At 64.1% G+C, this 23,662-nt stretch carries 22 protein-coding genes; 17 read left to right on the top strand and 5 right to left on the bottom strand.

Going from position 1 to position 23,662, the window contains the following annotated elements; all coding sequences use genetic code 11:
* Window positions 1–131: 131 nt before the first annotated feature.
* The gene (locus ABEH27_RS22355) at window positions 132–1,697 is read left to right on the top strand and encodes a beta (1-6) glucans synthase (protein WP_346615658.1); all 1,566 of its coding nucleotides are present in this window, start codon (window positions 132–134) and stop codon (window positions 1,695–1,697) included.
* Between the two features lie 164 nt (window positions 1,698–1,861).
* Here ABEH27_RS22355 and ABEH27_RS22350 read toward each other — a convergent pair whose 3' ends face one another.
* Window positions 1,862–2,230 (bottom strand): hypothetical protein, encoded by a 369-nt coding sequence (locus ABEH27_RS22350; protein WP_346615657.1) that lies wholly within the window; start codon window positions 2,228–2,230, stop codon window positions 1,862–1,864.
* 195 nt (window positions 2,231–2,425) lie between these two features.
* Between ABEH27_RS22350 and ABEH27_RS22345 the strand changes: the two genes are divergently transcribed.
* Together ABEH27_RS22345 and ABEH27_RS22340 are read left to right on the top strand one after the other, a co-directional pair.
* Window positions 2,426–3,724 (top strand): serine/threonine protein kinase, encoded by a 1,299-nt coding sequence (locus tag ABEH27_RS22345; RefSeq protein WP_346615656.1) that lies wholly within the window; start codon window positions 2,426–2,428, stop codon window positions 3,722–3,724.
* The gene (locus ABEH27_RS22340) at window positions 3,717–4,544 is read left to right on the top strand and encodes a VacJ family lipoprotein (protein WP_346615655.1); all 828 of its coding nucleotides are present in this window, start codon (window positions 3,717–3,719) and stop codon (window positions 4,542–4,544) included. Before ABEH27_RS22345 ends, ABEH27_RS22340 begins: the two co-directional genes overlap by 8 nt.
* 38 nt (window positions 4,545–4,582) lie before the next feature.
* Here the strand turns inward: ABEH27_RS22340 and ABEH27_RS22335 are convergent, their stop codons facing one another.
* Both ABEH27_RS22335 and ABEH27_RS22330 read right to left on the bottom strand, forming a co-directional pair.
* Entirely contained in the window at window positions 4,583–5,731 is a 1,149-nt protein-coding gene (locus ABEH27_RS22335; RefSeq protein ID WP_346615654.1) for a patatin-like phospholipase family protein, read from the bottom strand.
* 63 nt (window positions 5,732–5,794) lie between these two features.
* Entirely contained in the window at window positions 5,795–6,730 is a 936-nt protein-coding gene (locus tag ABEH27_RS22330) for a lipid A biosynthesis lauroyl acyltransferase (protein ID WP_346615653.1), read from the bottom strand.
* Between the two features lie 111 nt (window positions 6,731–6,841).
* Here ABEH27_RS22330 and minC point away from each other — a divergent pair, with 111 nt between their 5' ends.
* The 7 genes from minC to ABEH27_RS22295 all read left to right on the top strand — a co-directional run bounded on the left by minC (window position 6,842) and on the right by ABEH27_RS22295 (window position 13,463).
* Window positions 6,842–7,600: a septum site-determining protein MinC gene (minC, locus tag ABEH27_RS22325; protein WP_346615652.1), complete on the top strand. Its 759-nt coding sequence runs from the start codon at window positions 6,842–6,844 to the stop codon at window positions 7,598–7,600.
* A 98-nt stretch (window positions 7,601–7,698) separates the two neighbouring features.
* A complete protein-coding gene (gene minD, locus ABEH27_RS22320; protein ID WP_110996258.1) occupies window positions 7,699–8,511 on the top strand; it encodes a septum site-determining protein MinD in 813 nt (270 codons plus the stop codon).
* 3 nt (window positions 8,512–8,514) lie between these two features.
* Complete coding sequence (minE, locus tag ABEH27_RS22315) at window positions 8,515–8,769, top strand: cell division topological specificity factor MinE (protein ID WP_043206650.1); 255 nt, start codon at window positions 8,515–8,517, stop codon at window positions 8,767–8,769.
* A 150-nt stretch (window positions 8,770–8,919) separates the two neighbouring features.
* On the top strand, window positions 8,920–9,555 hold the full coding sequence (locus ABEH27_RS22310) for an RluA family pseudouridine synthase (protein WP_346615651.1): 636 nt from the start codon (window positions 8,920–8,922) through the stop codon (window positions 9,553–9,555).
* Window positions 9,556–9,619: 64 nt separating this feature from the next.
* A complete protein-coding gene (locus tag ABEH27_RS22305) occupies window positions 9,620–10,909 on the top strand; it encodes a M18 family aminopeptidase (protein ID WP_346615650.1) in 1,290 nt (429 codons plus the stop codon).
* Between the two features lie 188 nt (window positions 10,910–11,097).
* Window positions 11,098–11,265: a hypothetical protein gene (locus tag ABEH27_RS22300; RefSeq protein ID WP_011532728.1), complete on the top strand. Its 168-nt coding sequence runs from the start codon at window positions 11,098–11,100 to the stop codon at window positions 11,263–11,265.
* A 44-nt stretch (window positions 11,266–11,309) separates the two neighbouring features.
* Window positions 11,310–13,463, top strand: a complete 2,154-nt coding sequence (locus tag ABEH27_RS22295) for a mechanosensitive ion channel family protein (RefSeq protein WP_346615649.1) — start codon at window positions 11,310–11,312, stop codon at window positions 13,461–13,463.
* A gap of 97 nt (window positions 13,464–13,560) precedes the next feature.
* Here ABEH27_RS22295 and ABEH27_RS22290 read toward each other — a convergent pair whose 3' ends face one another.
* Entirely contained in the window at window positions 13,561–14,274 is a 714-nt protein-coding gene (locus ABEH27_RS22290) for a UTRA domain-containing protein (protein WP_346615648.1), read from the bottom strand.
* A gap of 340 nt (window positions 14,275–14,614) precedes the next feature.
* Here ABEH27_RS22290 and ABEH27_RS22285 point away from each other — a divergent pair, with 340 nt between their 5' ends.
* From ABEH27_RS22285 to ABEH27_RS22260, 6 genes are all read left to right on the top strand, one after another.
* Complete coding sequence (locus ABEH27_RS22285) at window positions 14,615–15,679, top strand: ABC transporter substrate-binding protein (RefSeq protein WP_346615647.1); 1,065 nt, start codon at window positions 14,615–14,617, stop codon at window positions 15,677–15,679.
* A 143-nt stretch (window positions 15,680–15,822) separates the two neighbouring features.
* A complete protein-coding gene (locus ABEH27_RS22280; RefSeq protein ID WP_346615646.1) occupies window positions 15,823–16,629 on the top strand; it encodes an alkaline phosphatase family protein in 807 nt (268 codons plus the stop codon).
* The gene (locus ABEH27_RS22275) at window positions 16,626–17,477 is read left to right on the top strand and encodes an ABC transporter permease subunit (RefSeq protein ID WP_346615645.1); all 852 of its coding nucleotides are present in this window, start codon (window positions 16,626–16,628) and stop codon (window positions 17,475–17,477) included. Before ABEH27_RS22280 ends, ABEH27_RS22275 begins: the two co-directional genes overlap by 4 nt.
* Window positions 17,467–18,261 (top strand): ABC transporter permease, encoded by a 795-nt coding sequence (locus ABEH27_RS22270; protein ID WP_346615644.1) that lies wholly within the window; start codon window positions 17,467–17,469, stop codon window positions 18,259–18,261. The genes ABEH27_RS22275 and ABEH27_RS22270 overlap by 11 nt, the downstream gene beginning before the upstream one ends.
* Window position 18,262: 1 nt before the next feature.
* On the top strand, window positions 18,263–19,252 hold the full coding sequence (locus ABEH27_RS22265) for an ABC transporter ATP-binding protein (RefSeq protein WP_346615643.1): 990 nt from the start codon (window positions 18,263–18,265) through the stop codon (window positions 19,250–19,252).
* A 13-nt stretch (window positions 19,253–19,265) separates the two neighbouring features.
* A complete protein-coding gene (locus ABEH27_RS22260) occupies window positions 19,266–19,919 on the top strand; it encodes an HAD family hydrolase (protein WP_346615642.1) in 654 nt (217 codons plus the stop codon).
* Window positions 19,920–20,040: 121 nt separating this feature from the next.
* Here ABEH27_RS22260 and ABEH27_RS22255 read toward each other — a convergent pair whose 3' ends face one another.
* The gene (locus tag ABEH27_RS22255; protein ID WP_346615641.1) at window positions 20,041–21,003 is read right to left on the bottom strand and encodes an NAD(P)H-quinone oxidoreductase; all 963 of its coding nucleotides are present in this window, start codon (window positions 21,001–21,003) and stop codon (window positions 20,041–20,043) included.
* A gap of 140 nt (window positions 21,004–21,143) precedes the next feature.
* On the opposite strand from ABEH27_RS22255, the gene ABEH27_RS22250 reads away from it, so the two are divergent.
* Window positions 21,144–23,225: a carboxy terminal-processing peptidase gene (locus tag ABEH27_RS22250; protein WP_346615640.1), complete on the top strand. Its 2,082-nt coding sequence runs from the start codon at window positions 21,144–21,146 to the stop codon at window positions 23,223–23,225.
* Window positions 23,226–23,662: the final 437 nt, after the last annotated feature.

The following is a 23,662-nucleotide window of genomic DNA, read 5'->3' as shown; positions in this document are numbered from 1 at the left end:
CCAGCTGCGACCTGTACCGATTGCTTTGCGACAGCACTGTGCCATTAGCGGCATCGGCCTACGCGGTTCTGCGCGATCCTTGCATGCCAAATGATTGGCGCCGGGCTACTATCTAACGCTTTGCGCTGACGATGGACCGCCTGATGCCCACCCCTGCCCGCTTGCTGATGCCGTTTTACCTGCTCGCCTGCCTGCTTGCCCTGCTCGGCCTCGGCGCGCTCTGGTACGGGCTCGGCAAGCCGATACAGCTGCCCGACGCGGCCAGCCCGACGCACAAGCTGCAGTGCGCCTCGTACACCCCGTTCGACAAGGACCAGTCGCCGTTCGACCAGCCGTTCCGCCTGCGCCCGGCACGCATGGACGCCGACCTGGCGCTGCTGGCCGAGCGATTCCAGTGCATCCGTACCTATTCCATGACCGGCCTGGAGGCAATCCCGGCGCTGGCGCGCAAGCATGGGCTGAAAGTGATGCTCGGGGCCTGGGTCAATGCCAACCCGGTCGACACCGACAAGGAAGTGGACTTGCTGATCGCTGCCGCCAATGCCAACCCGGACGTGGTCAGCGCGGTGATCGTCGGCAACGAGGCGCTGCTGCGCAAGGAAGTCACCGGCGAGCGCCTGGCCGGGTTGATCAACAAGGTGAAAAGCCAGGTGAAGGTGCCGGTCACCTATGCCGACGTGTGGGAGTTCTGGCTGCAGCACCCGCAGGTAGCGCCCGCGGTGGACTTCCTGACCATCCACCTGCTGCCCTATTGGGAGGATGAGCCACGCGGCATCGACGATGCCCTGGCGCATGTCGCCGATGTGCGCCGGGTGTTCGGCACGCGCTTTGCGCCCAAGGATATCCTCATCGGCGAGACCGGCTGGCCCAGCGAAGGCCGCCAGCGCGAGACCGCCGTGCCCAGCCGCGCCAACGAGGCGCGCTTCATCCGCGGCTTTGTCGCCATGGCCGAGGCCAATGGTTGGCACTACAACCTGATCGAGGCTTTCGACCAGCCCTGGAAGCGTGCCAGCGAAGGCGCCGTGGGTGGTTACTGGGGGCTGTACGATGCAGACAGGCAGGACAAAGGCGTACTCGAAGGGCCGGTGAGCAACCTGCACCACTGGCCACAGTGGTGGCTGGCCAGCGCGGTGCTTATGGCCGCCATGCTGCTGTTCGCCGGGCGCCCGGCCAGCACGCGTGCCGCCCTGCTGTTGCCGCTGCTGGCGGCATTGGGCGCGGGCTGCCTGGGGTTGTGGGGCGAGCTGATGCGGACCCACGCGCGATTTGCCGGGGAATGGCTGTGGGCAGCCGTGCTGGCAGGGCTGAACCTGCTGGTGCTGGCCCATGCCGTGCTGGCACTGGTGCGCCGGGCAGGTTGGCGTGAGAGGTTGTTTGCCTGGTTCGAGGCGCGTGCGGGGTGGCTGTTGCTGGCTGCCGGCTTTGCGGCGGCGGTGAGCATGCTGGCGATGGTCTTCGACCCGCGTTATCGCAGCTTCCCCACGCCGGCACTGGTGCTGCCGGCGGTGGTTTACCTGCTGCGGCCGGTGGCGGCAGCGCGGGCTGAGGTGGCGTTGCTGGCCTTTATCGTTGGCGCGGGGGTGATGCCACAGCTGTATCGGGAAGGGCTGGAGAGTCAGCAGGCATGGGGTTGGGCGGTGGTCAGTGTGCTGATGACGGCGGCGTTGTGGCGCAGCTTGCAGGTGCGCAAGGCTTGAAACACAGGTGCGCCCATCGCCGGCAAGCCGGCTCCCACAGGGCCGGCGGCGTCTTTCAAAGAACCGCTATGCCTTGGGGGCCGGCTGCGGGCTCCCACAGGGCCGGCGGCGCCCATGCCTGTGGGAGCCGGCTTGCCGGCGAATGGGCTGCGCAGCAGCCCCTGTCAACCACGACGCGCTTGCCGCACCAGCCGCAACCCCGCCAGCACCAGCGCAAATACGGCCATGCTGGCGGTATACAGCACCAGCGCCGGCACCCCGAACACCAGGGCGAACACCGCCAGCCACCAACCACCCCGGCCAGGCACCAGCTGCGCCAGCAACGCCAGCCCCAGCCCGGCCCAGCCCATCACCTGAAAGTGAATACCCAGGCCCAGTAGCGAGCGCGCCTGGCATTGCCAGTACTCGCCCGGCGCCGTGCACAGGCCAACCCACTGCGCATCCTCCATCAACCCGTAGCGCACGCCATAACTGGCAAGCAGCCACAAGGCGAGGAACAGCAGCAGCAAAACGGCTGGCAACGAACGAGACATCCAGTTCTCCAATAGCGGTAATCGAAAGCGTCCATGATCGCCCAAGGCCGGTTGTAAGGCAAAATCGCAACCCTGCAGCTATGTTGCAGATAACAAGCACACCAAAGGCCACTGCACTTGGCAACTTTGCCGAGGCTCTTGTGGTCCTAGGCTGCATAACGCACTACCTTGCTCGCGTTCTTTCTGGGGGATTACATGCTTCGATCTTGGCGCCTAGCCGCCCTACTTGGCGGCCTGCTAATGGCTGCGGCCGCTTCGGCGCGGGACATCGACGCCGCGACCTACGGCTTCCCCTTGACCAACCCGTTCGAGGCGACCATCGCCACCACGCCGCCCGACCAGCGCCCGACGCTGCCCAGCGATGACGAGATCGACCAGAGCGATTACAGCCTGAACCTGCGCCCGGAACGTGAGTTCACCCTGCCCGACAACTTCTGGGCGGTTAAAAAGCTCAAGTACCGCCTGGCCCGCCAGAACCACGAGGCGCCGCTGATCTTCATCATCGCCGGCACCGGTGCGCCGTACTCGAGCACCATCAACGAATACCTCAAGAAGCTGTTCTACCAGGCCGGCTTCCACGTGGTTCAACTGTCGTCGCCAACCAGCTACGACTTCATGAGCGCCGCCTCGCGCTTCGCCACCCCGGGCATCAGCACGGAAGATGCCGAAGACATGTACCGGGTGATGCAAGGGGTACGCGCCCAGCACCCGCGCCTGCCGATCAGCGAGTTCTACCTCACCGGCTACAGCCTGGGCGCGCTGGACGCAGCGTTTGTCAGCCACCTGGACGAAACCCGCCGCAGCTTCAACTTCAAGCGCGTGCTGCTGCTCAACCCGCCGGTCAACCTGTACACCTCGATCAACAACCTGGACAAGCTGGTGCAGACCCAGGTCAAGGGCATCGACCGCAGCACCACGTTTTATGAGCTGATGCTGGAAAAACTCACCCGTTACTTCCAGGACAAGGGCTACATCGACCTCAACGACGCCCTGCTGTACGACTTCCAGCAGTCGCGCCAGCACCTGTCCAACGAACAGATGGCCATGCTGATCGGTACCTCGTTCCGCTTCTCGGCGGCCGACATCGCCTTCACCTCCGACCTGATCAACCGCCGTGGCCTGATCATTCCGCCGAAATTCCCGATCACCGAAGGCAGCAGCCTCACCCCGTTCTTCAAGCGCGCCCTGCAGTGCGACTTCGACTGCTACCTGACCGAGCAGGTGATACCGATGTGGCGGGCCCGCACCGACGGCAACAGCATCCTGCAACTGGTCAACCAGGTCAGCCTGTACGCACTGGAGGATTACCTGCGCGACAGCCCGAAAATCCAGGTCATGCACAACGCCGACGACGTCATCCTCGGCCCGGGCGATATCGGCTTCCTGCGCAAGGTGTTCGGTGACCGGCTGACCCTTTACCCCCATGGCGGCCATTGCGGCAACCTCAATTACCGCGTCAACAGCGACGCCATGCTGGAGTTCTTCCGTGGCTAACAAATTCCTCCTCGCCACCGCGCTGCTCGTCGCCGCCGGCAATGCCCTGGCCGCGGAAACCGCGCCACGCACCAGTGTGATCGAGGCCGACCCGCAGGTCACCGCCCAGCCGCTGGCCCCCGAAGCGGACGGCTTCATCGACCCACTGCGCGAACTGAAATTCAACCCTGGCCTGGACCAGCGCGAGTTCGAGCGCTCCACCCTGGGCGCGCTGAATATCTACGACCCGCTGGAGTCGCTGAACCGGCGTATCTACCACTTCAACTACCGGCTGGACCAATGGGTGCTGCTGCCGCTGGTCGATGGCTACCAGTACGTCACGCCCAGGTTCCTGCGCACCGGGGTGAGCAATTTCTTCAACAACCTGGGCGATGTGCCGAACCTGTTCAACAGCGTGCTGCAGCTCAAGGCCAAACGCTCGGCGGAGATCACCGCGCGGCTGATGTTCAATACCATCATCGGCGTGGGTGGGCTGTGGGACCCGGCCACCAGCATGGGCCTGCCGCGCCAGAGCGAGGACTTTGGCCAGACGCTGGGCTTCTATGGCGTGCCTGAGGGGCCTTACATCATGCTGCCGGTGCTGGGGCCATCGAACCTGCGCGACACCACCGGGGTGGTGGTGGATTACGCCGGCGAACAGGCGGTCAACTTCCTCAACGTGGCGCAGGCCAGCACCGATCATCCCGAGATCTTCCTGCTGCGCGCGGTGGACAAGCGCTACACCACCAAATTCCGCTACGGCCAACTCAACTCGCCGTTCGAGTACGAGAAGGTGCGCTATGTGTACACCCAGGCGCGCAAGTTGCAGATAGCCGAATAACGCGCCGCCTGTGTAGGAGCGCCCCTGCCGGGGCGCTCCTACAGCCCCAGAAACCGCTCCAGCTCCCGCCGCTTGGCCAAGGCATCGCGCCGCCCCAGCTCGATCAGCTCACTGCAATAGCTGGCCTCGAACAGCAAATAGCTCAACACCCCTGCCCCGCTGGTCCGGGTCGCCCCCGGCCCGCGCAGGAACAGCCGCAGCGCTGCCGGCAGCTCACGCCGATGCCGCGCGGCAATCTCGTCCAGCGGCTGGCTGGGCGCCACCACCAGTACATCGATCGGCGCCAGGCCCAGGCGGCGTGCATCCAGGTGGGCCGGCAGCAGGTGGCTCAAGTGGTTGAGGCGCTGCAACAGCTCGATATCGTCCTCCAGGCTGTCGATGAAGGTGCTGTTGAGCATGTGCCCACCAATCTGCGCCAGGCTCGGCTGCTGGCCACTGAACACTCGCTGGGTGGGCAACGGTGGCGCTGGCCGCTGCGGGTTGCCGCTGACCCCCACCACCAGCACACGGCTGGCCCCCAGGTGCAAGGCTGGGCTGATCGGCGCCGACTGGCGTACCGCGCCGTCGCCGTAGTACTCGTCACCCAGCCGGACCGGGGCGAACAACAACGGAATCGCTGCACTGGCCAGCAGGTGATCGACGGTCAAGGGTGTGGGCACGCCGATGCGCCGGTGCCGCAGCCAGGCGTCGATGGTGCCGCGGCCTTGGTAGAAGGTCACGGCCTGGCCCGACTCGTAACCGAACGCGGTCACCGCCACCGCGCGCAGGTGCTCGGCGGCCAGCGCTTGGTGGATACCGTTCAGGTCGAGGTGGGATTGCAGTAACCGGCGCAACGGGCTGCTGTCGAGCAAGGCGACCGGCGCATGGCTGCCCAGGCCCAGCAGGCTGTGGCCGACAAAACGACTGGCCTGGCGGACGACCCCTGGCCAGTCGCTGCGGATCACCAGGTGGCTGCGAAAGTTTTGCCAGAACCGGGTGAGCGCCTGCACGGCTTCATTGAAGTGGGTGGCGCCGCTGGCCAGGGCCACGGCGTTGATGGCCCCGGCCGAGGTGCCGACGATCACCGGGAAGGGGTTGGGCGCGGCGGGTGGCAGCAGCTCGGCGATGCCGGCCAGCACGCCGACCTGATAGGCGGCGCGGGCGCCGCCACCAGAGAGGATCAGGCCGGTGGTTGGGGGTGGGGCCATGGAGTGCTCCCAGGGTTATCGGCTGTCAGGGCCCGCGAGAGGCCGGCCCTGCCAGCACACATTTCAGCGCTTTTTCTTGTCGTACAGCCGCGGCGCACCCTCGGGCCGCGACTTGAAGCGCCGGTGCGCCCACAGGTATTGCTCGGGGCACTCGCGCAACACGCTTTCGATCCATTGGTTGATGCGCAGGCAATCGGCCTCTTCACTTTCACCGGGGAAATTCTCCAGCGGCGGATGGATCACCAGACGATAGCCGCTGCCATCCTCAAGGCGCTTCTGCGTGAACGGAATGACCTGCGCCTTGCCCAGCCGGGCAAACTTGGTGGTGGCGGTGACCGTCGCCGCCGGGATACCGAACAACGGCACGAACAGGCTCTGCTTGGCGCCGTAGTCCTGGTCTGGTGCATACCAGATCGCCCGGCCCGAGCGCAGCAGCTTGAGCATGCCGCGCACGTCTTCACGCTCTACCGCCAGCGAATCGAGGTTGTGCCGCTCGCGGCCGCTGCGCTGGATGAAATCGAACAGCGGGTTACCGTGCTCGCGGTACATGCCGTCGATGGTGTGCTCCTGGCCGAGCAGCGCGGCGCCGATCTCCAGGGTGGTGAAGTGCACGGCCATCAGGATCGCGCCCTGCCCCGCCTGCTGGGCGGCTTGCAGGTGCTCGAGACCTTCGATGTGCGCCAGGCGCGCCAGCCTGGCCTTGGGCCACCACCAGCTCATGGCCATTTCGAAGAAGGCGATGCCGGTGGAGGCGAAGTTCGCCTTCAACAACCGGCGCCGTTCGTCGACGGACAGTCCCGGGAAGCACAGCTCCAGGTTGCGCGCGGCAATGCGTCGACGCTCACCCGCCAGCCGATACATCAGCGCGCCCAGGGCGCCACCGAGCTTCAGCAGGGCACGGTACGGCAGCTGCACCACCAGCCACAGCAGGCCCAGGCCAAGCCACAAGCCCCAGAACCTGGGGTGGAGGAAATAGGGACGAAAACGCGGGCGTTCCATTGAAGCTTCCGGTAAGTCAAAGGCCGAGCATTCTACATCGGATCGGCGCCGGTTGCGGCCAACCGGTCTTATCGTTATAAGTCAGGGCACTTTTTTCGCAACAAGCCGTCTATGCAGACCATGAGCCCAAACCACACACCCGACACCGCCTCCGTGTTCCAGCTCAAGGGCAGCATGCTCGCCATCACTGTGCTGGAGCTGGGGCGCAACGACCTTGAAGCCCTCGACCGCCAGCTGGCGGCAAAAGTGGCCCAAGCCCCCAATTTCTTCAGCAACACGCCGTTGGTGCTGGCGCTGGACAAGCTGCCGGCCGGCGAAGGGGCGATCGACCTGCCCGGGCTGATGCGCATCTGCCGCCACCATGGCCTGCGGACGCTGGCCATTCGCGCCAACCGCATCGAGGACATCGCGGCGGCGATCGCCATCGACTTGCCGGTGTTGCCGCCCTCCGGCGCCCGCGAGCGGCCACTGGAACCCGAGCCCGAGGTGAAGAAACCCGAGCCGGCCCCGGTGCCAGCGCCGGCCCCGGAGCCGGAAATCCGTCCCACCCGCATCATCACCTCACCCGTGCGGGGTGGCCAGCAGGTCTACGCCCAGGGTGGCGATCTGGTGGTCACCGCGGCGGTCAGCCCGGGTGCGGAACTTCTTGCCGATGGCAACATCCATGTGTACGGCCCCATGCGCGGCCGCGCCCTGGCCGGTATCAAAGGCAATACCAAGGCCCGTATCTTCTGCCAGCAGATGACCGCCGAAATGGTCTCCATCGCTGGGCAGTACAAGGTCTGCGAAGACCTGCGCCGCGACCCGCTGTGGGGTGCCGGCGTGCAAGTCAGCCTGTCCGGTGATGTGTTGAACATCACCCGTCTTTAACGGATACTTGCCGTCATTTTTAGAGCAACTTTTTTACCTGTTGCCGTTTTTGCATTTTGCTGGGACACGTGTCCCGACTTATTTAGGGGTGAAACACCTTGGCCAAGATTCTCGTCGTTACTTCCGGCAAGGGGGGTGTGGGCAAGACCACCACCAGCGCCGCCATCGGCACCGGCCTCGCGCTGCGTGGCCACAAGACGGTCATCGTCGACTTCGACGTGGGCCTGCGTAACCTCGACCTGATCATGGGCTGCGAACGCCGCGTGGTGTACGACTTCGTCAACGTGGTCAACGGCGAAGCCAACCTGCAGCAGGCCCTGATCAAGGACAAGCGCCTCGAGAACCTGTACGTGCTGGCCGCCAGCCAGACCCGCGACAAGGACGCGCTGACCAAGGAAGGCGTCGAGAAGGTACTGATGGAGCTCAAGGAGCAGTTCGAGTTCGTCGTCTGCGACTCGCCTGCCGGTATCGAAAAAGGTGCGCACCTGGCGATGTACTTCGCTGACGAGGCCATCGTCGTGACCAACCCGGAAGTCTCCTCGGTACGTGACTCCGACCGCATGATCGGCCTGCTGTCGAGCAAGTCGCGCCGGGCAGAGCAAGGCGATGATCCGATCAAGGAACACCTGCTGATCACCCGCTACCACCCGGAGCGCGTCGAGAAAGGCGAAATGCTGGGCGTCGAAGACGTCAAGGAAATCCTCTCGGTCGAACTGCTGGGCGTCATCCCGGAATCTCAAGCGGTACTGAAGGCATCCAACCAGGGCATCCCGGTTATCCTCGACGACCAGAGCGATGCAGGCCAGGCCTACAGCGACACCGTCGACCGGCTGCTGGGCAAGCCAAAACCACTGCGGTTCATCGAAGTGCCGAAGCAAGGATTCTTCGCGCGCCTGTTTGGAGGCAAATAAACCATGAACCTTTTTGACTTCTTTCGTGGCAGACAGAAACAGAGCAGCGCGTCGGTAGCGAAAGAGCGTCTACAGATCATCGTGGCGCACGAGCGCGGCCAGCGCAGCGAACCGGACTACCTGCCGGCCCTGCAGAAAGAGCTGCTCGAGGTGATCCGCAAGTATGTGAACATCGGCAGCGATGATGTGCATATCGAGCTGGAAAACCAGGGCAGTTGCTCGATTCTTGAGCTGAACATCACCTTGCCTGATCGCTGATTCAGCGACCTGGGTTGATTATTGGGGCTGCTTCGCAGCCCATCGCCGGCAAGCCAGCTCCTACAGAGTCCGCGCTCTACCTGTAGGAGCTGGCTTGCCGGCGATGGGCCGCAAAGCGGCCCCAATGGTTAATTTGACCGAGAACCTGCAATGCCGCTGTCGAACGTCCAGATCCTCCATGAAGATGCCGCCATCCTGGTGGTCAACAAGCCGACCCTGCTGCTGTCGGTACCCGGCCGTGCCGACGACAACAAGGACTGCCTGATCACCCGCCTGCAGGAAAACGGCTACCCCGATGCGTTGATCGTCCACCGCCTGGATTGGGAAACCTCAGGCATCATCCTGCTGGCCCGCGACGCCGACAGCCACCGCGAGCTGTCACGCCAGTTTCATGACCGCGAGACCGAAAAGGCCTACACCGCACTGTGCTGGGGCCAACCGGCGCTGGACAGCGGCAGCATCGACCTGCCGCTGCGCTACGACCCGCCGACCAAGCCGCGGCATGTGGTGGACCATGAGCAAGGCAAACATGCCCTGACCTTCTGGCGCATCATCGAACGTTGCGGCGATTACTGCCGGGTCGAGCTGACCCCGATCACCGGGCGTTCGCACCAGCTGCGCGTGCACATGCTGTCGATCGGCCACCCGCTGCTGGGCGACCGGTTGTACGCCAACCCTGAAGCCTTGGCGGCGCATGAACGGCTGTGCCTGCATGCGGCAATGCTCGGTTTCACCCACCCGGTGAGCGGCGAAAGGTTGAAGTTCGAGTGCCCGGCGCCCTTCTGAAGGGCCCGACACAATTTGTGATCTATCTGCGCTAAACTCGCGCCACTGCTGTCTGGAGTGAGTTATGCGCGAAGCACTGAATACCGGCCTGATCGATTTCCTCAAGGCCTCCCCCACGCCCTTCCACGCCACCGCCAGCCTGGCCCAGCGCCTCGAGGCTGCCGGTTACCAGCGCCTGGACGAGCGTGACAGCTGGGCCACGGTGCCCGGCGGCCGCTACTACGTCACCCGCAACGATTCGTCCATCATCGCCATCAAGCTGGGCAAGCAGGCACCGCTGCTGAGCGGTATCCGCATGGTCGGCGCGCACACCGACAGCCCGTGCCTGCGGGTCAAGCCGCAGCCCGAGCTGCAGCGCCAGGGCTTCCTGCAACTGGGCGTGGAAGTGTACGGCGGTGCCCTGCTGGCGCCGTGGTTCGACCGCGACCTGTCGCTGGCTGGGCGGGTCACCTTCCGCCGTGATGGCAAGGTCGAAAGCCAGCTGATCGACTTCAAGCTGCCGATCGCGATCATCCCCAACCTGGCCATCCACCTCAACCGCACCGCCAACGAAGGCTGGATGATCAACCCGCAGACCGAACTGCCGCCGATCCTGGCCCAGGTCGCGGGCGACGAGCGCATCGACTTCCGCGCCCTGCTCACCGAACAGCTGGCCCGCGAACACCAGCTGAACGCCGACGTGGTGCTGGATTACGAACTGAGCTTCTACGACACCCAGGATGCCGCCCAGATCGGCCTGCACGGCGACTTCATCGCCGGGGCCCGGCTGGACAACCTGCTGTCGTGCTATGCCGGCCTGCAAGCGCTGCTGGCCGCCGACAGTGACGAAACCTGCGTGCTGGTGTGCAACGACCACGAAGAGGTCGGCAGTTGCTCGGCCTGCGGCGCCGACGGCCCGATGCTGGAACAGACGCTGCAGCGGCTGCTGCCAGACGGTGACGCCTTTGTGCGCACCATCCAGCGCTCGCTGATGGTATCGGCCGACAACGCCCACGGCGTGCACCCGAACTACGCCGACAAGCACGACGGCAACCACGGGCCCAAGCTCAACGCCGGCCCGGTGATCAAGGTCAACAACAACCAGCGCTACGCCACCAACAGCGAAACCGCCGGGTTCTTCCGCCACCTGTGCATGGCCGAAGAAGTGCCGGTGCAGAGCTTCGTGGTGCGCAGCGACATGGGCTGCGGCTCGACCATCGGCCCGATCACCGCCAGCAACCTGGGCGTGCGCACGGTCGACATCGGCCTGCCGACCTTTGCCATGCACTCGATCCGTGAGCTGTGCGGCAGCCATGACCTGGCGCACCTGGTGAAGGTACTCACCGCGTTCTATCGTTGCCGCGAATTGCCTTGAGCCTGCAGTTGTAAGCACTGGCCTCTTCGCGGGACGAGCCCGCTCCCACAAGCAGCGGTGAACCTGTGGGAGCGGGCTTGTCCCGCGAAGAGGCCGGCACAGGCACTGCAACTGCCCAGGATCAATCCCGCTTCGCTTGCCACGGGCTATGCTTAGTACATGGCCCCAACGCAAAAGGATTGCAGTCCATGTCCCCCTTCCTGTCCCTGTTCGTGCCGGTGTTCCTGTTCCTGATGCTGCTGACCATCGGCTTCAGCCTGCGCGAGCGCAACATTGGCGTGCTGATGATGTGGATCGGCACCCTGGGTATCTTCGGCCTCACTTGCTGGAAGATCCTGGAGAAACTGCCCACATAAACCTCTACACTCGGGCAATCGTTTGACCTGAGGTAGATTTCCCGGTGCCAACCCTTCTGCGTTGCCTTGCCCTGCTGTTGTTTCTGTTCATCGCCCCGGTCCAGGCGGCGGGCCTGCCGAGCCTGCTGGGCTCCAGTGCGCCCGCCCAGCCCGAGGCCACCGAGCCGCTGGGCAAGTCGCTGGACGAGGTGATCAAGAACCTGGAAAACGACCAGCAACGGGCCAAGCTGCTGGCCGACCTGAAAAAACTTCGCGACGCCACCAAGCAATCGCAACCGACCGCTGAACAGGGCGTGCTGGGCCTGATCGGCGGCGCGCTGCATGACTTCGAAAAACAATTCAGTGGCGACGCCAGCCCGTTCAACCGCTGGGCGCTGGAGTTCGAGCAGGCCCAGGCCGAATTGGTCGAGCTGGTGGTCCCGGTGCACCAATGGCCGGCGATCCTGTTTGGCTTTGCCGCGATCATCGCCGTGTGGAGCCTGCTGGCCTATGCCTTCAACTGGATCGGCCACCGCGTTCGGGTGCGCTTCGGCCTGACCGAGGAGCTGCCCCAGCACCCGCGTACCTGGGACCTGGTGCGCTTCGCCCTGCGCAAGCTCGGGCCGTGGCTGGTGGCGCTGGTGTTCACGGTGTACCTGAGCTTTGCCCTGCCCTCTTCGCTGGGCAAGTCGATGGCCATGGTGCTGGCCTACGCGCTGGTGGTGGGCACCTGCTTCTCGGCCATCTGCGTGATCGCCTTCTCGCTGCTCGACGGCCCGCACCGCCACCGTGCCCTGCACATCCTGCGCCACCAGGCTTTCCGCCCGCTGTGGCTGATCGGCAGCTTCGCCGCGTTTGGCGAGGCGATGAGTGACCCGCGCATGACCGTCGCCCTCGGCACGCACCTGGCACACGCGCTGGCCACCCTGGCCAATGTCATCGCCGCCCTGTGCACTGGGTTGTTCGTGCTGCGCTTTCGCCGCCCGATCGCCCACCTTATTCGCAACCAGCCGCTGTCCCGGCGCCTGACCCGGCGCACGCTCAGCGACACCATCGAGATTCTCGGCAGCTTCTGGTTCGTCCCGGCGATGATCCTGGTGGCGATCTCGCTGTTCGCCACCTTCGTTTCGGCCGGCGACACCAGCACCGCCCTGCGCCAGTCGCTGATGTGCACGGTGCTGGTGGTGGTGTGCATGGTGCTCAACGGCCTGGTGCGCCGCCACGCCGCCAACCCCAAACGCGCCAACAAGCGCCAGGCGGTGTACACCGAACGCCTGCGCAACTTCGGTTATGTGCTGGTGCACCTGTTCATCTGGCTGGTGTTCATCGAGCTGGGCTTGCGCGTCTGGGGCCAGTCGATGATCAGCTTTGCCGAGGGTGATGGCCATGAAGTCAGCCTGCGCCTGCTGGGCCTGGCTGGCACGCTGATTGTCGCCTGGCTGGTATGGATTCTCGCCGACACCGCCGTGCACCACGCGCTGGTGCGTTCGCGCCGCGGCCTGGCCAACGCCCGTGCGCAAACCATGATGCCGTTGATCCGCAACGTGATGTTCGTGGTGATTTTCATCATTGCGGTGATCGTCGCCCTGGCCAACATGGGCATGAACGTGACGCCGCTGCTGGCCGGTGCCGGTGTGATCGGCCTGGCGATCGGTTTTGGCGCGCAGTCGCTGGTAGCCGACCTGATCACCGGTCTGTTCATCATCATCGAGGACTCGCTGGCCATCGACGACTACGTCGACGTTGGCGGCCACCTGGGCACGGTCGAGGGCCTGACCATCCGTACCGTGCGCCTGCGCGACATCGACGGCATCGTGCATACCATCCCGTTCAGCGAAATCAAGAGCATCAAGAACTACTCGCGCGAGTTCGGCTACGCGATCTTCCGCGTGGCCATCCCGCACAGCATGAATATCGACCAGGCCATCACGTTGATCCGTGAAGTGGGGCAGAAGCTGCGCAACGACCCGCTGATGCGCCGCAATATCTGGTCGCCGCTGGAACTGCAGGGGGTCGAGAGTTTCGAGTCGGGCTCGGCGATCTTGCGGGCACGCTTCAAGACCGCGCCGATCAAGCAGTGGGAAGTGTCGCGGGCGTTCAACCTGGCACTGAAGCGGCAGCTGGATGAAGCGGGGTTGGACCTGGCGACGCCGCGGTTGTCGGTGCAGGTGGTGACCGCGGGCGGTGGCGGCATGGCAGAGGCCGGTGCCTCCAGTTAAGGCCTCATCGCCGGCAAGCCGGCTCCCACAAGCACCCCACTGCTCTCAAAGGCAGCGCTGTACGGAGCCGGCTTGCCGGCGAGTGGGCTGCAAAGCCCTACCCGGCATGGGCACGGATGCGGATCGCATCATGCCGCCAATACTCAAGGTCACAGTCGATCAGATGCCCATGCTGGTCACTGTTGACCCGGGTGATGTGCAGCCCTGGGCTGCCCGTGGTCACCCGCAGTGCCGCCGCCGCGTCCACCGGTAACGCCGTGGGCAAGATCTCGAAGCACACCTGCCCATAGCGAATGCCGTACACACGTGCATAAATCTCGGTCAGCGACTGCGCCAGGTCCTGTTCGAGAATCGCCGGGAAATGCTGCGGGTTGAGGTAATGCTCGGCATACAGCACCGCCCGCCCATCGATGCGCCGCAACCTGCAGATCTGCACCACGCTGGACAGCGCCGGCAGGCGCAAACGCGCGCAGATCGCCGCCGATGCCGGCTGCAGGCGCGCCGAGAGCAACTCGGTGGCTGCTTCCCGCCCCTGGTCCCGCACCATCGCATGAAAGTGGCTCCGCTCGATCAGGTCGTAGGTCAGCCGTTGCGGCGCGACGAACCACCCGCGCCGCTCCTCACGGTAGATCAGCCCCTGGGCTTCCAGCTGCGCCAGCGCCTCACGCAGGGTGATGCGCGTGGTGTCGAACACGTCGCTGAGCTTGCGTTCGGCCGGCAGCTTGCCGCCCGGCGCCAACAGGCCGTGCTCGATCTGCTCCTGCAACGCATGGCAGATGGCTGTTACCGCACGCGGTGGCATCGACTGCATCAAGGGTTACCTATCTGGACTAGTCCAGCCCCAGAACAGGGCACTTGGAGAATAGTGCAAGCCTAGGCAGGGCTGATGAACATCCTGTGACAAAGGCGCTGAGCGGCCTCCTCAGGATGACTGCCAGATTCGCGCCAACCCTGATGAATCGGGCCTTGCGATCTGGGCTACGCTGTATTTCCAGGAACCTCCAGCAGCCGGTTCAGGCCCTCTCCTACATCAAACTGTCATGCAACCGGCCTACCTTGGCGCAAGGTTTGCTGACCTAGACCAAAGGTTCCCAAGCAAAGGCTTCACTCATAACAACGATCGCGTAAGGCACCCACCCAAGGAGCTTCGGATGAAAAAGTTGTTCATGGCGTCACTGCTCGGCTCGGCCATCACCCTGTGTACTTCGGCCATGGCTGCCGGCACCGACCTCAAGGCCCTGGAAGACGCCGCCCGCAAGGAAGGCACCGTCAACAGCGTGGGCATGCCCGATGCCTGGGCCAACTGGAAAGGCACCTGGGATGACCTGGCCAGCAAGTACGGCCTCAAGCACAGCGACACCGACATGAGCTCGGCCCAGGAAATCGCCAAGTTCGAGGCCGAGAAGGACAACGCCAGCGCCGATATCGGTGACGTGGGTGCAGCCTTCGGCCCGATAGCCGTGGCCAAGGGTGTTAGCCAGCCGTACAAGCCGAGCACCTGGGACCAGGTACCGGAATGGGCCAAGGACAAGGACGGGCACTGGGCGCTGGCCTATACCGGCACCATCGCCTTCATCATCAACAAGGACCTGGTGAAGGAAGAGGAACGCCCTAAAACCTGGCACGACCTGGAAAAAGGCAAGTACAAGGTCGCCATCGGTGACGTCGGCACCGCCGCCCAGGCTGCCAACGGCGTACTGGCCGCGGCCATCGCCTACAAAGGTGACGAGAGCAACGTCGCGCCGGGCCTGCAGCTGTTCACCAAGCTGGCCCAGCAAAAACGCCTGTCGCTGGCCAACCCGACCATCCAGACCCTGGAAAAAGGTGAAGTGGAAGTCGGCGTGGTGTGGGACTTCAATGGCCTGAGCTACCGTGATCAGATCGACCCCAAGCGCTTCGAAGTGCTGATCCCCTCGGACGGGTCGATCACCTCGGGCTACACCACCATCATCAACAAGTACGCCAAGCACCCGAACGCGGCCAAGCTGGCACGTGAATACATCTTCAGCGACGCCGGGCAGATCAACCTCGCCAAGGGGCATGCCCGGCCGATCCGCGCCGAGCACCTGAAACTGCCGGCCGACGTGCAGGCCAAGCTGCTGCCCAACGAGCAGTACGGTGCTGCGCAGCCGATCAAGAATGCCGAAGTGTGGGAAGCGACCTCGAAGAAGCTGCCGCAGATGTGGCAGGAGCAAGTGATCATCGAGATGGAGTAAGGGGCTAGTTTTCTAGCGCCTGAACCGGCCTCTTCGCCGGCGAGCCGGCTCCCACCGGGCAGCACAGTTTTCAGCCCTGTGGTGTACCTGTGGGAGCCGGCTTGCCGGCGATGAAGGCAACGCGGTTATTGACTGGAGCCACCATGCAACACAACGTCATCCTGGTCCTGCTCGACGGCCTCAACCACCAGGTCGCCCACCACGCCATGGGCCACCTGCACGCCTATGTCGAAGCCGACCGCGCCGCGCTGTACCGCGTGGAATGCGAGCTGCCGTCGCTGTCGCGGCCGCTGTACGAGTGCATCCTCACCGGCGTGCCACCGATCGACAGCGGCATCGTGCACAACAACGTCAACCGCCTGTCCAACCAGCGCAGCGTGTTCCACTATGCCCGCGAGGCCAACCTGGGCACCGCCGCCGCGGCCTATCACTGGATGAGCGAACTGTACAACCGCTCCCCCTTCGACCCGCAACGCGACCGCCATACCCACGCGCCCAAGCTGCCGATCCAGCATGGCCTGTTCTATTGGGACGACCGTTACCCCGATTCACACCTGCTGGCCGACGCCGAATACCTGCGCCGCCGCCATGCACCGAATTTCCTGCTGGTGCACCCGATGAGCATCGATGACACCGGCCACCGCCACGGCCTGGACAGCAGCCAGTACCGCAACGCTGCGCGCAGCGCCGACATCCTGCTGGCCGACTACCTGCCGCGCTGGCTCGAAGAGGGTTACCAGATACTGGTCACCGCCGACCACGGCATGAACAATGACCGCTCGCACAATGGCCTGCTGGCCGAGGAGCGCGAGGTGCCGCTGTTCGTGTTCGGCGACGCCTTCAGCCTGGACCCTGCCGCCAAGCCACTACAGACCGAACTGTGCGGTACCATCTGCGAATTGCTCGGCGTGCCCCACGACAAGACCGTCTGCCGGGAGCTGCTCAAGTGACCACCACCCACAGCCGCAGCGCCCGTGGCCGCTATCTGGCCCTGCTCTGCCTGCTGCCGTTCGCCGTGTTCTTCGTCATCTTCCAGATTGCACCGCTGGCCTGGGTGGCGATCAACAGCGTGCAATCGGAAGCCGGCTGGGGCATCGAAAACTTCAGCAAGGTGTTTGCCTCGAAGTTCTACCTGCAGGCGCTGCAGCGCAGCCTGGAGATCAGTTTCTGGTCGAGCCTGTTCGGCATCGTCATCGCCACCCTCGGCGCCTATTCGCTGCGCCAGGTGGATTCGCGCCTGCGCGACTTCGTCAGCGCCTTTGCCAACATGACCAGCAACTTCGCCGGCGTGCCGCTGGCCTTTGCCTTCATCATTCTGCTGGGTTTCAACGGCGCACTGACCCTGCTGCTCAAGCAGGCCGGCCTGCTGGAGGACTTCAGCATCTACTCCAAAAGCGGCCTAATCCTGGTGTATACCTACTTCCAGATCCCACTCGGCGTGCTGCTGCTATACCCGGCCTTCGACGCCCTGCGCGAGGACTGGCGCGAGTCGGCCGCGCTGCTCGGCGCCAACCACTGGCAGTTCTGGCGGCACATCGGCCTGCCGGTGCTGGCCCCGGCGCTGCTCGGCACGTTCGTCATTCTGCTGGCCAATGCCCTGGGCGCCTATGCCACGGTGTATGCACTGACCACCGGCAACTTCAACGTGCTGCCGATCCGCATCGCCGGGCTGGTGGCCGGCGACATCAGCCTTGACCCCAACCTGGCCAGCGCCCTGGCCATGGTGCTGGTGGGCCTGATGACCCTGGTCACGGTGGTGCATCAATGGCTGCTCAAGAGGAGCTACCATGCGCGCTGATTCCAACGCTGCCAGCCTGTACCACCGCCTCGTGGTGTACCTGCTGTTCCTGATCCTGCTGCTGCCGCTGGCTGGCACCTTGCTCTATTCGCTGGCCACCAGCTGGTCGGCCAGCCTTCTGCCCAGCGGCCTGACACTGAAGTGGTACCTGGCACTGTGGAGCGAGCCGCGCTTTCTGGCCGCCTTCGGCCAGTCGCTGCTGGTGTGCATGGGCGCCCTGCTGCTGTCGGTGGTGCTGATACTGCCGCTGCTGTTCGTGGTGCACTACCACTTCCCCAAGCTCGACGCGCTGATGAACATCCTCATCCTGCTGCCGTTCGCGGTCCCCCCGGTGGTGTCGTCGGTGGGCCTGCTGCAGCTGTACGGCAGCGGGCCGATGGCCATGGTCGGCACGCCGTGGATCCTGATCGGCTGCTACTTCACCATCGCCCTACCGTTCATGTACCGGGCGATCACCAACAACCTGCAGGCGATCAACCTGCGCGACCTGATGGACGCCGCCCAGCTGCTCGGCGCCAGCACCTGGCAGGCAGCGTTCCTGGTGGTGCTGCCGAACTTGCGCAAGGGCTTGATGGTGGCGCTGCTGCTGTCGTTCTCGTTCCTGTTCGGCGAGTTCGTGTTCGCCAACCTGCTGGTCGGTACCCGCTACGAAACCCTGCAGGTGTACCTGAACAACATGCGCAACAGCAGCGGCCACTTCAACAGCGCACTGGTGATTTCGTACTTCGCCTTCGTGCTGGTGTTGACCTGGGTCGCCAACCGCTTGAACAAGGACAAGACCTGACATGAGCTTCGTCAGCGTACAGAAACTGCATAAGAGCTATGCCGGCACGCAGGTGTTCGAGAACATCGACTGCCAGATCGAACGCGGCGAGTTCGTCACGCTGCTCGGCCCGTCCGGCTGCGGCAAGTCCACGCTGCTGCGCTGCATCGCCGGGCTGACCCCCGTGGACAGTGGGCAGATCCTGCTCGATGGCCAGGACATCGTGCCACTCAGCCCGCAAAAGCGTGGCATCGGCATGGTGTTCCAGAGCTACGCGCTGTTCCCCAACATGACCGTCGAGCAGAACGTCGCGTTCGGCTTGCGCATGCAGAAAGTGAAAGCCGACGAGCGCCAGGCGCGGGTGCGCGAGGCCCTGGAGCTGGTAGAGCTGGGCAGCTTTGCCGGGCGCTACCCGCACCAGCTGTCCGGCGGCCAGTGCCAGCGCGTGGCCCTGGCCCGCTCGCTGGTCACACGCCCCCGCTTGTTGCTGCTGGACGAGCCACTGTCGGCACTGGATGCGCGCATCCGCAAGCACCTGCGCGAGCAGATTCGCGGCATCCAGCGCGAACTGGGGCTGACCACCATCTTCGTCACCCATGACCAGGAAGAAGCGCTGACCCTGTCGGACCGCATCTTCCTGATGAACCAGGGGCGCATCGTCCAGAGCGGCGATGCCGAAACCCTCTACACCGCGCCGGTCGACCTGTTTGCCGCCGGCTTCATTGGCAACTACAACCTGCTCGACCCCGACAGCGCCAGCCGCCTGTTGCAGCGCCCGGTAGCCAGCCGCCTGGCTATCCGCCCGGAATCGATCACCCTGGGCCGCCAAGGCGAACTGGACGGCGAGGTCCGCAGCCACAGCCTGCTGGGCAACGTGATCCGCTACCGGGTGCGGGTGCGCGACGTCGAACTGGTGGTCGATGTGCTCAACCGCTCATCCGCCGACCTGCACGCGGACGGGCAACGGGTATCCTTGTCGATCGACCCCACGGCGCTACGGGAAGTGGCCTAAGGAGATTCAACACATGGCACTGGCAATTTTCGACCTCGACGAAACCCTCATCCACGGGGACTGCGCGTCACTGTGGAGCGAGCAGATGGCGCGGCTGGGCTGGGTCGACGGCAAGGCCTTCCTGCGCCGCGATCATGAGCTGATGGAGGCCTACGGCAAGGGCCACCTGGCGATGGAGGACTACATGGCCTTCAGCCTCGAGCCGATTGCCGGGCGCACGCTGGAAGAAGTCGAGCACTTGGTCGAGCCGTGGGTCGAGGAGGTGATCGAGCCGATCATCTTTGGCGATGCCTGCCGCTGCATTGCCGAGCACCGCAAGCGTGGCGACCGCATCCTGATCATCTCGGCGAGCGGCACGCACCTGGTGGGGCCGATTGCGGCGCGGCTAGGCGTGGATGAATACCTGGCGATCGAACTGGAGGCGGTGAACGGGGTGTATACCGGCAAGACTCATGGGGTGCTGACCTACCGAGAGGGCAAGATCACCCGGTTGCTGGAATGGCTGGATCAGGAGCAGGAGAATCTGGAGGGGGCGAGTTTCTATTCCGATTCGCGTAACGACTTGCCGCTGTTGCTGAAGGTGGACCATCCGCATGTGGTGAACCCGGATGCGGTGTTGCGTGAACACGCCGAGAAGAATGGGTGGCCGATACTGAGCTGGAGCTGAAAAATTTCAGCGGCTGGTCCGGCCTCATCGCCGGCAAGCCGGCTCCCACAGGTTCACCACAGCTTCAAATAGTGTGGAATTCCTGTCGGAGCCGGCTTGCCGGCGATGAGGCCTTCAAGCGTTAAACCAAGCTCGGGTCGATGACCATCACCAGCTTGCCCGACACCTGGTTGCTTTCAAGTGCGGCATACGCCGCCTGGGCGAACGCCACCGGGTAGGTATCCACCAGCTGCGGCGACAAGCGCCCTTCGGCGAACAGCGGCCACACCTGCTGCTGCAACTCGCGCAACAACTCGGCCTTGAACCCGTCGTCGCGGTTGCGCAGCGTGGAACCGGTGATCTCCAGGCGTTTGCCCAGCACCTGCGCCAGGTCCAGCTCGAACTTGCGCCCGCCCATCAAGCCAATGATCACCCAACGCCCGTCACGCGCCAGCAGCTTGAGGTTGAGTTCCCCGTAACTGGCACCGACCGGGTCGAGGATCACGTCGAACGGCCCGAAACCTTCAAGCGCTTCGAGGTTCTCGTTACGCACCACCCCACCGGCAGCCCCCAAAGCCTCGCAATACGCCAGGCGGTCCTGCGAACCAACGCTCACATACACGGGGTTGCCAAACGCCTTGCACAGCTGAATGGCCGCCGAGCCGACGCCACTGGCGCCTGCGTGCACCAGCACCTTTTCGCCCGCTTTCAGGTTGCCCAACTGGAAGATGTTCAACCACGCCGTGGCATACACCTCGGGCAGCGCCGCCGCTTCGTGCAGGCTCAGGCCCTCGGGCACCGGCAGCACATGGCGGGCATCCACCACCACTTCCTCGGCCATCGCCCCGCTGGCCAGCAACGCGCAGACCCGGTCGCCCACGCGCCAGTCGGCGCCTGGCCCCACTTCCTCGATCACCCCGGCGCACTCCAGGCCCATGTAGGGGCTGGCGCCTGGTGGTGGCGGGTACAGCCCCTTCATTTGCAACAGGTCGGCGCGGTTCAGCCCCGCAGCGGCCACTCGAATGCGTACCTGGCCGGCGTCAAGGGCCGGGCGCACCGCCTCAACCCACTCCACATGTCCGTCTTCGCCTTGCAATGCCTTCACAGTGCCTCCATAGTTGAATCATGACTGAGCCTGGGGAACCCTCGCCCCGGGCTTTTTGCAGTATTTGTCCGGCTCCATGGAACCGGCAACGGAAAAGACGGCCTACTATGCGTGATCAATTGCCTCCACGTCGAATCAGCATGAAGCATTTCCTACCTAGCACCGCCCTGGCCCTCATGATCGGCCTCGGCAGCCTCACGCTCGGCGGCAATGCGGCGGCCGCCAACAAGTGGGACAGCCTACAGCCGGACCGTGACGAAATCGTCGCCAGCCTGAATGTGGTGGAGCTGCTCAAGCGCCACCATTACAGCAAGCCGCCACTGGATGACGCCCGCTCGGTGATCATCTATGACAGCTACATCAAGCTCCTCGACCCTGCGCGCAGCTATTTCACTGCGGCCGACGTCGCCGAGTTCGACAAGTGGAAGACGCAGTTCGACGACTTCCTCAAAAGCGGCAACCTCGAGCCCGGCTTCACCATCTACAAACGCTACCTCGATCGCGTCAAACAGCGCCTGGACTTTGCCCTGGCCGAGCTGAACAAGGGCGTCGACAAGATCGATTTCACCACCAAGGAGACCTTGCTGATCGACCGCAAGGATGCCCCGTGGATGAAGAACCAGGCCGAGCTCGACGACCTGTGGCGCAAACGCGTCAAGGACGAAGTGCTGCGCCAGAAGATCGCTGGCAAAGAGCCCAAGCAGATCCAGGAAACCCTGACCAAGCGCTACAAGAACCAGCTGGCGCGCCTGGACCAGACCCGAGCCGAAGATATCTTCCAGGCCTACATCAACACCTTTGCCCAGTCCTACGACCCGCACACCAATTACCTGTCGCCGGACAACGCCGAAAACTTCGACATCAACATGAGCCTGTCGCTCGAAGGCATCGGCGCGGTGCTGCAGAGCGACAACGACCAGGTCAAGATCGTCCGCCTGGTGCCGGCAGGCCCTGCCGCCAAGACCAAGCAAGTGGCCCCGGCCGACAAGATCATCGGCGTCGCCCAGGGCAACAAGGAAATGGTCGACGTGGTCGGCTGGCGCCTGGACGAAGTGGTCAAGCTGATCCGTGGCCCGAAAGGCTCGGTGGTGCGCCTGGAAGTCATTCCGGCCAGCAACGCACCTAGCGACCAGACCAGCAAGATCGTTTCGATCACCCGTGAAGCGGTCAAGCTTGAAGAGCAGGCGGCGAAGAAGTCGGTGCTCAAGCTCAAGCAGGACGGCCGTGACTACAAGCTGGGCATCATCGAGATCCCGGCCTTCTACCTGGATTTCAAGGCATACCGTGCCGGCGATCCGGAGTACAAGAGCACCACGCGTGACGTGAAAAAACTGCTGACCGAACTGCAGAAGGAAAAGGTCGACGGCGTGGTCATCGACCTGCGCAACAACGGCGGTGGTTCTTTGCAGGAAGCCACCGAGCTGACCAGCCTGTTCATCGAGAAAGGCCCGACCGTGCTGGTACGCAACAGCGACGGCCGTGTCGACGTGCTCGAGGACGAAAACCCCGGCGCCTTCTACAAAGGCCCGCTGGCGCTGCTGGTCAACCGTCTCTCGGCTTCGGCCTCGGAGATCTTCGCCGGCGCCATGCAGGACTACCACCGCGCCCTGATCATCGGGGGCCAGACCTTCGGCAAAGGTACCGTGCAGACCATCCAGCCGCTCAACCATGGCGAGCTGAAGCTGACCCTGGCCAAGTTCTACCGGGTTTCCGGGCAAAGCACCCAGCACCAGGGTGTGCTGCCGGACATCGACTACCCGTCTATCATCGACACCAAGGAAATCGGTGAAAGCGCCCTGCCCGAGGCCATGCCGTGGGATACCATCCGCCCGGTGGTCAAGCCGGCGGCAGACCCGTTCAAGCCGTACCTGACGCAGCTCAAGGCCCAGCATGAAGCGCGCAGCGACAAGGATGCGGAATTCACCTACATCCGCGACCGCCTGGCGCTGACCAAAAAGCTGATGGACGAGAAGACCGTCAGCCTCAACGAGCAGGACCGCCGCGCCCGCCACGACGAGGTCGAAGCCAAGCAGCTGGCCCTGGAAAATACCCGCCGCAAGGCCAAGGGTGAAGAGCCGCTGAAAGAGCTGAAGAAAGAGGACGAGGATGCGCTGCCGGTGGAGGATGAGAACACCAAGCCGGAAGATGATGCTTACCTGTCTGAAACTGGGCGCATCTTGATTGACTACCTCAGTGCCAGCACCAAGGTGGCCAAGCAGTAATCAGATGGAGGTTGGGTGAAACATGGAAGGGCCGGGCATGTGGAATGCTCGGCCCTTTTTGTTTGTGGGGCGGCGGAGTGCTTGGCTTGATGTTTGGGGCGCGGCGCAAATCGAGCGCCGCCCGCGCGGCGCATCGCGGCTAAAGCCGCTCCTACATTTGTTGCAACGTGCCATTCCAGTCAGGCCATGGTTGTTCGCCTTGGCGCAAGGCTGAAGACAGGTGGGGCGCCAGCAGCGCCAACCGAAAAATCGCGTCGTGCCAACAAGGCTGACAACTATGGCCTCACAGGCCATGGCACGTTGCAACAAATGTAGATACCGTCTTGACCCTCACCCTGCAAGAGCGATTTTGGGATCAAACGGTATCCCCGACTTCACCACCCCGTAAACCAGGTGCAGCAGCTTGCGCATCGCCGCGCAAACGATCTGTTTGTAGG

This window comes from Pseudomonas sp. P39-UII1, assembly GCF_039672635.1.
Classification (GTDB): domain Bacteria; phylum Pseudomonadota; class Gammaproteobacteria; order Pseudomonadales; family Pseudomonadaceae; genus Aquipseudomonas.
Note: the sequence above shows the minus strand (reverse complement) of the source record. Positions and strands in the feature narration are given on the sequence as shown.

Excerpts from the sequence above, each read along its gene's own strand:
- ABEH27_RS22265 (WP_346615643.1), top strand. The coding sequence starts at position 18,263 with ATGAGCTTCGTCAGCGTACAGAAACTGCATAAGAGCTATGCCGGCACG.
- minE (WP_043206650.1), top strand. The coding sequence starts at position 8,515 with ATGAACCTTTTTGACTTCTTTCGTGGCAGACAGAAACAGAGCAGCGCG.
- ABEH27_RS22300 (WP_011532728.1), top strand. The coding sequence starts at position 11,098 with ATGTCCCCCTTCCTGTCCCTGTTCGTGCCGGTGTTCCTGTTCCTGATG.
- ABEH27_RS22335 (WP_346615654.1), bottom strand. The coding sequence starts at position 5,731 with ATGGCCCCACCCCCAACCACCGGCCTGATCCTCTCTGGTGGCGGCGCC.
- ABEH27_RS22280 (WP_346615646.1), top strand. The coding sequence starts at position 15,823 with ATGCAACACAACGTCATCCTGGTCCTGCTCGACGGCCTCAACCACCAG.
- ABEH27_RS22285 (WP_346615647.1), top strand. The coding sequence starts at position 14,615 with ATGAAAAAGTTGTTCATGGCGTCACTGCTCGGCTCGGCCATCACCCTG.
- ABEH27_RS22310 (WP_346615651.1), top strand. The coding sequence starts at position 8,920 with ATGCCGCTGTCGAACGTCCAGATCCTCCATGAAGATGCCGCCATCCTG.
- minC (WP_346615652.1), top strand. The coding sequence starts at position 6,842 with ATGCAGACCATGAGCCCAAACCACACACCCGACACCGCCTCCGTGTTC.
- ABEH27_RS22290 (WP_346615648.1), bottom strand. The coding sequence starts at position 14,274 with ATGCAGTCGATGCCACCGCGTGCGGTAACAGCCATCTGCCATGCGTTG.
- ABEH27_RS22250 (WP_346615640.1), top strand. The coding sequence starts at position 21,144 with ATGAAGCATTTCCTACCTAGCACCGCCCTGGCCCTCATGATCGGCCTC.
- ABEH27_RS22330 (WP_346615653.1), bottom strand. The coding sequence starts at position 6,730 with ATGGAACGCCCGCGTTTTCGTCCCTATTTCCTCCACCCCAGGTTCTGG.
- ABEH27_RS22355 (WP_346615658.1), top strand. The coding sequence starts at position 132 with ATGGACCGCCTGATGCCCACCCCTGCCCGCTTGCTGATGCCGTTTTAC.
- ABEH27_RS22260 (WP_346615642.1), top strand. The coding sequence starts at position 19,266 with ATGGCACTGGCAATTTTCGACCTCGACGAAACCCTCATCCACGGGGAC.
- ABEH27_RS22305 (WP_346615650.1), top strand. The coding sequence starts at position 9,620 with ATGCGCGAAGCACTGAATACCGGCCTGATCGATTTCCTCAAGGCCTCC.
- ABEH27_RS22345 (WP_346615656.1), top strand. The coding sequence starts at position 2,426 with ATGCTTCGATCTTGGCGCCTAGCCGCCCTACTTGGCGGCCTGCTAATG.
- ABEH27_RS22350 (WP_346615657.1), bottom strand. The coding sequence starts at position 2,230 with ATGTCTCGTTCGTTGCCAGCCGTTTTGCTGCTGCTGTTCCTCGCCTTG.
- ABEH27_RS22270 (WP_346615644.1), top strand. The coding sequence starts at position 17,467 with ATGCGCGCTGATTCCAACGCTGCCAGCCTGTACCACCGCCTCGTGGTG.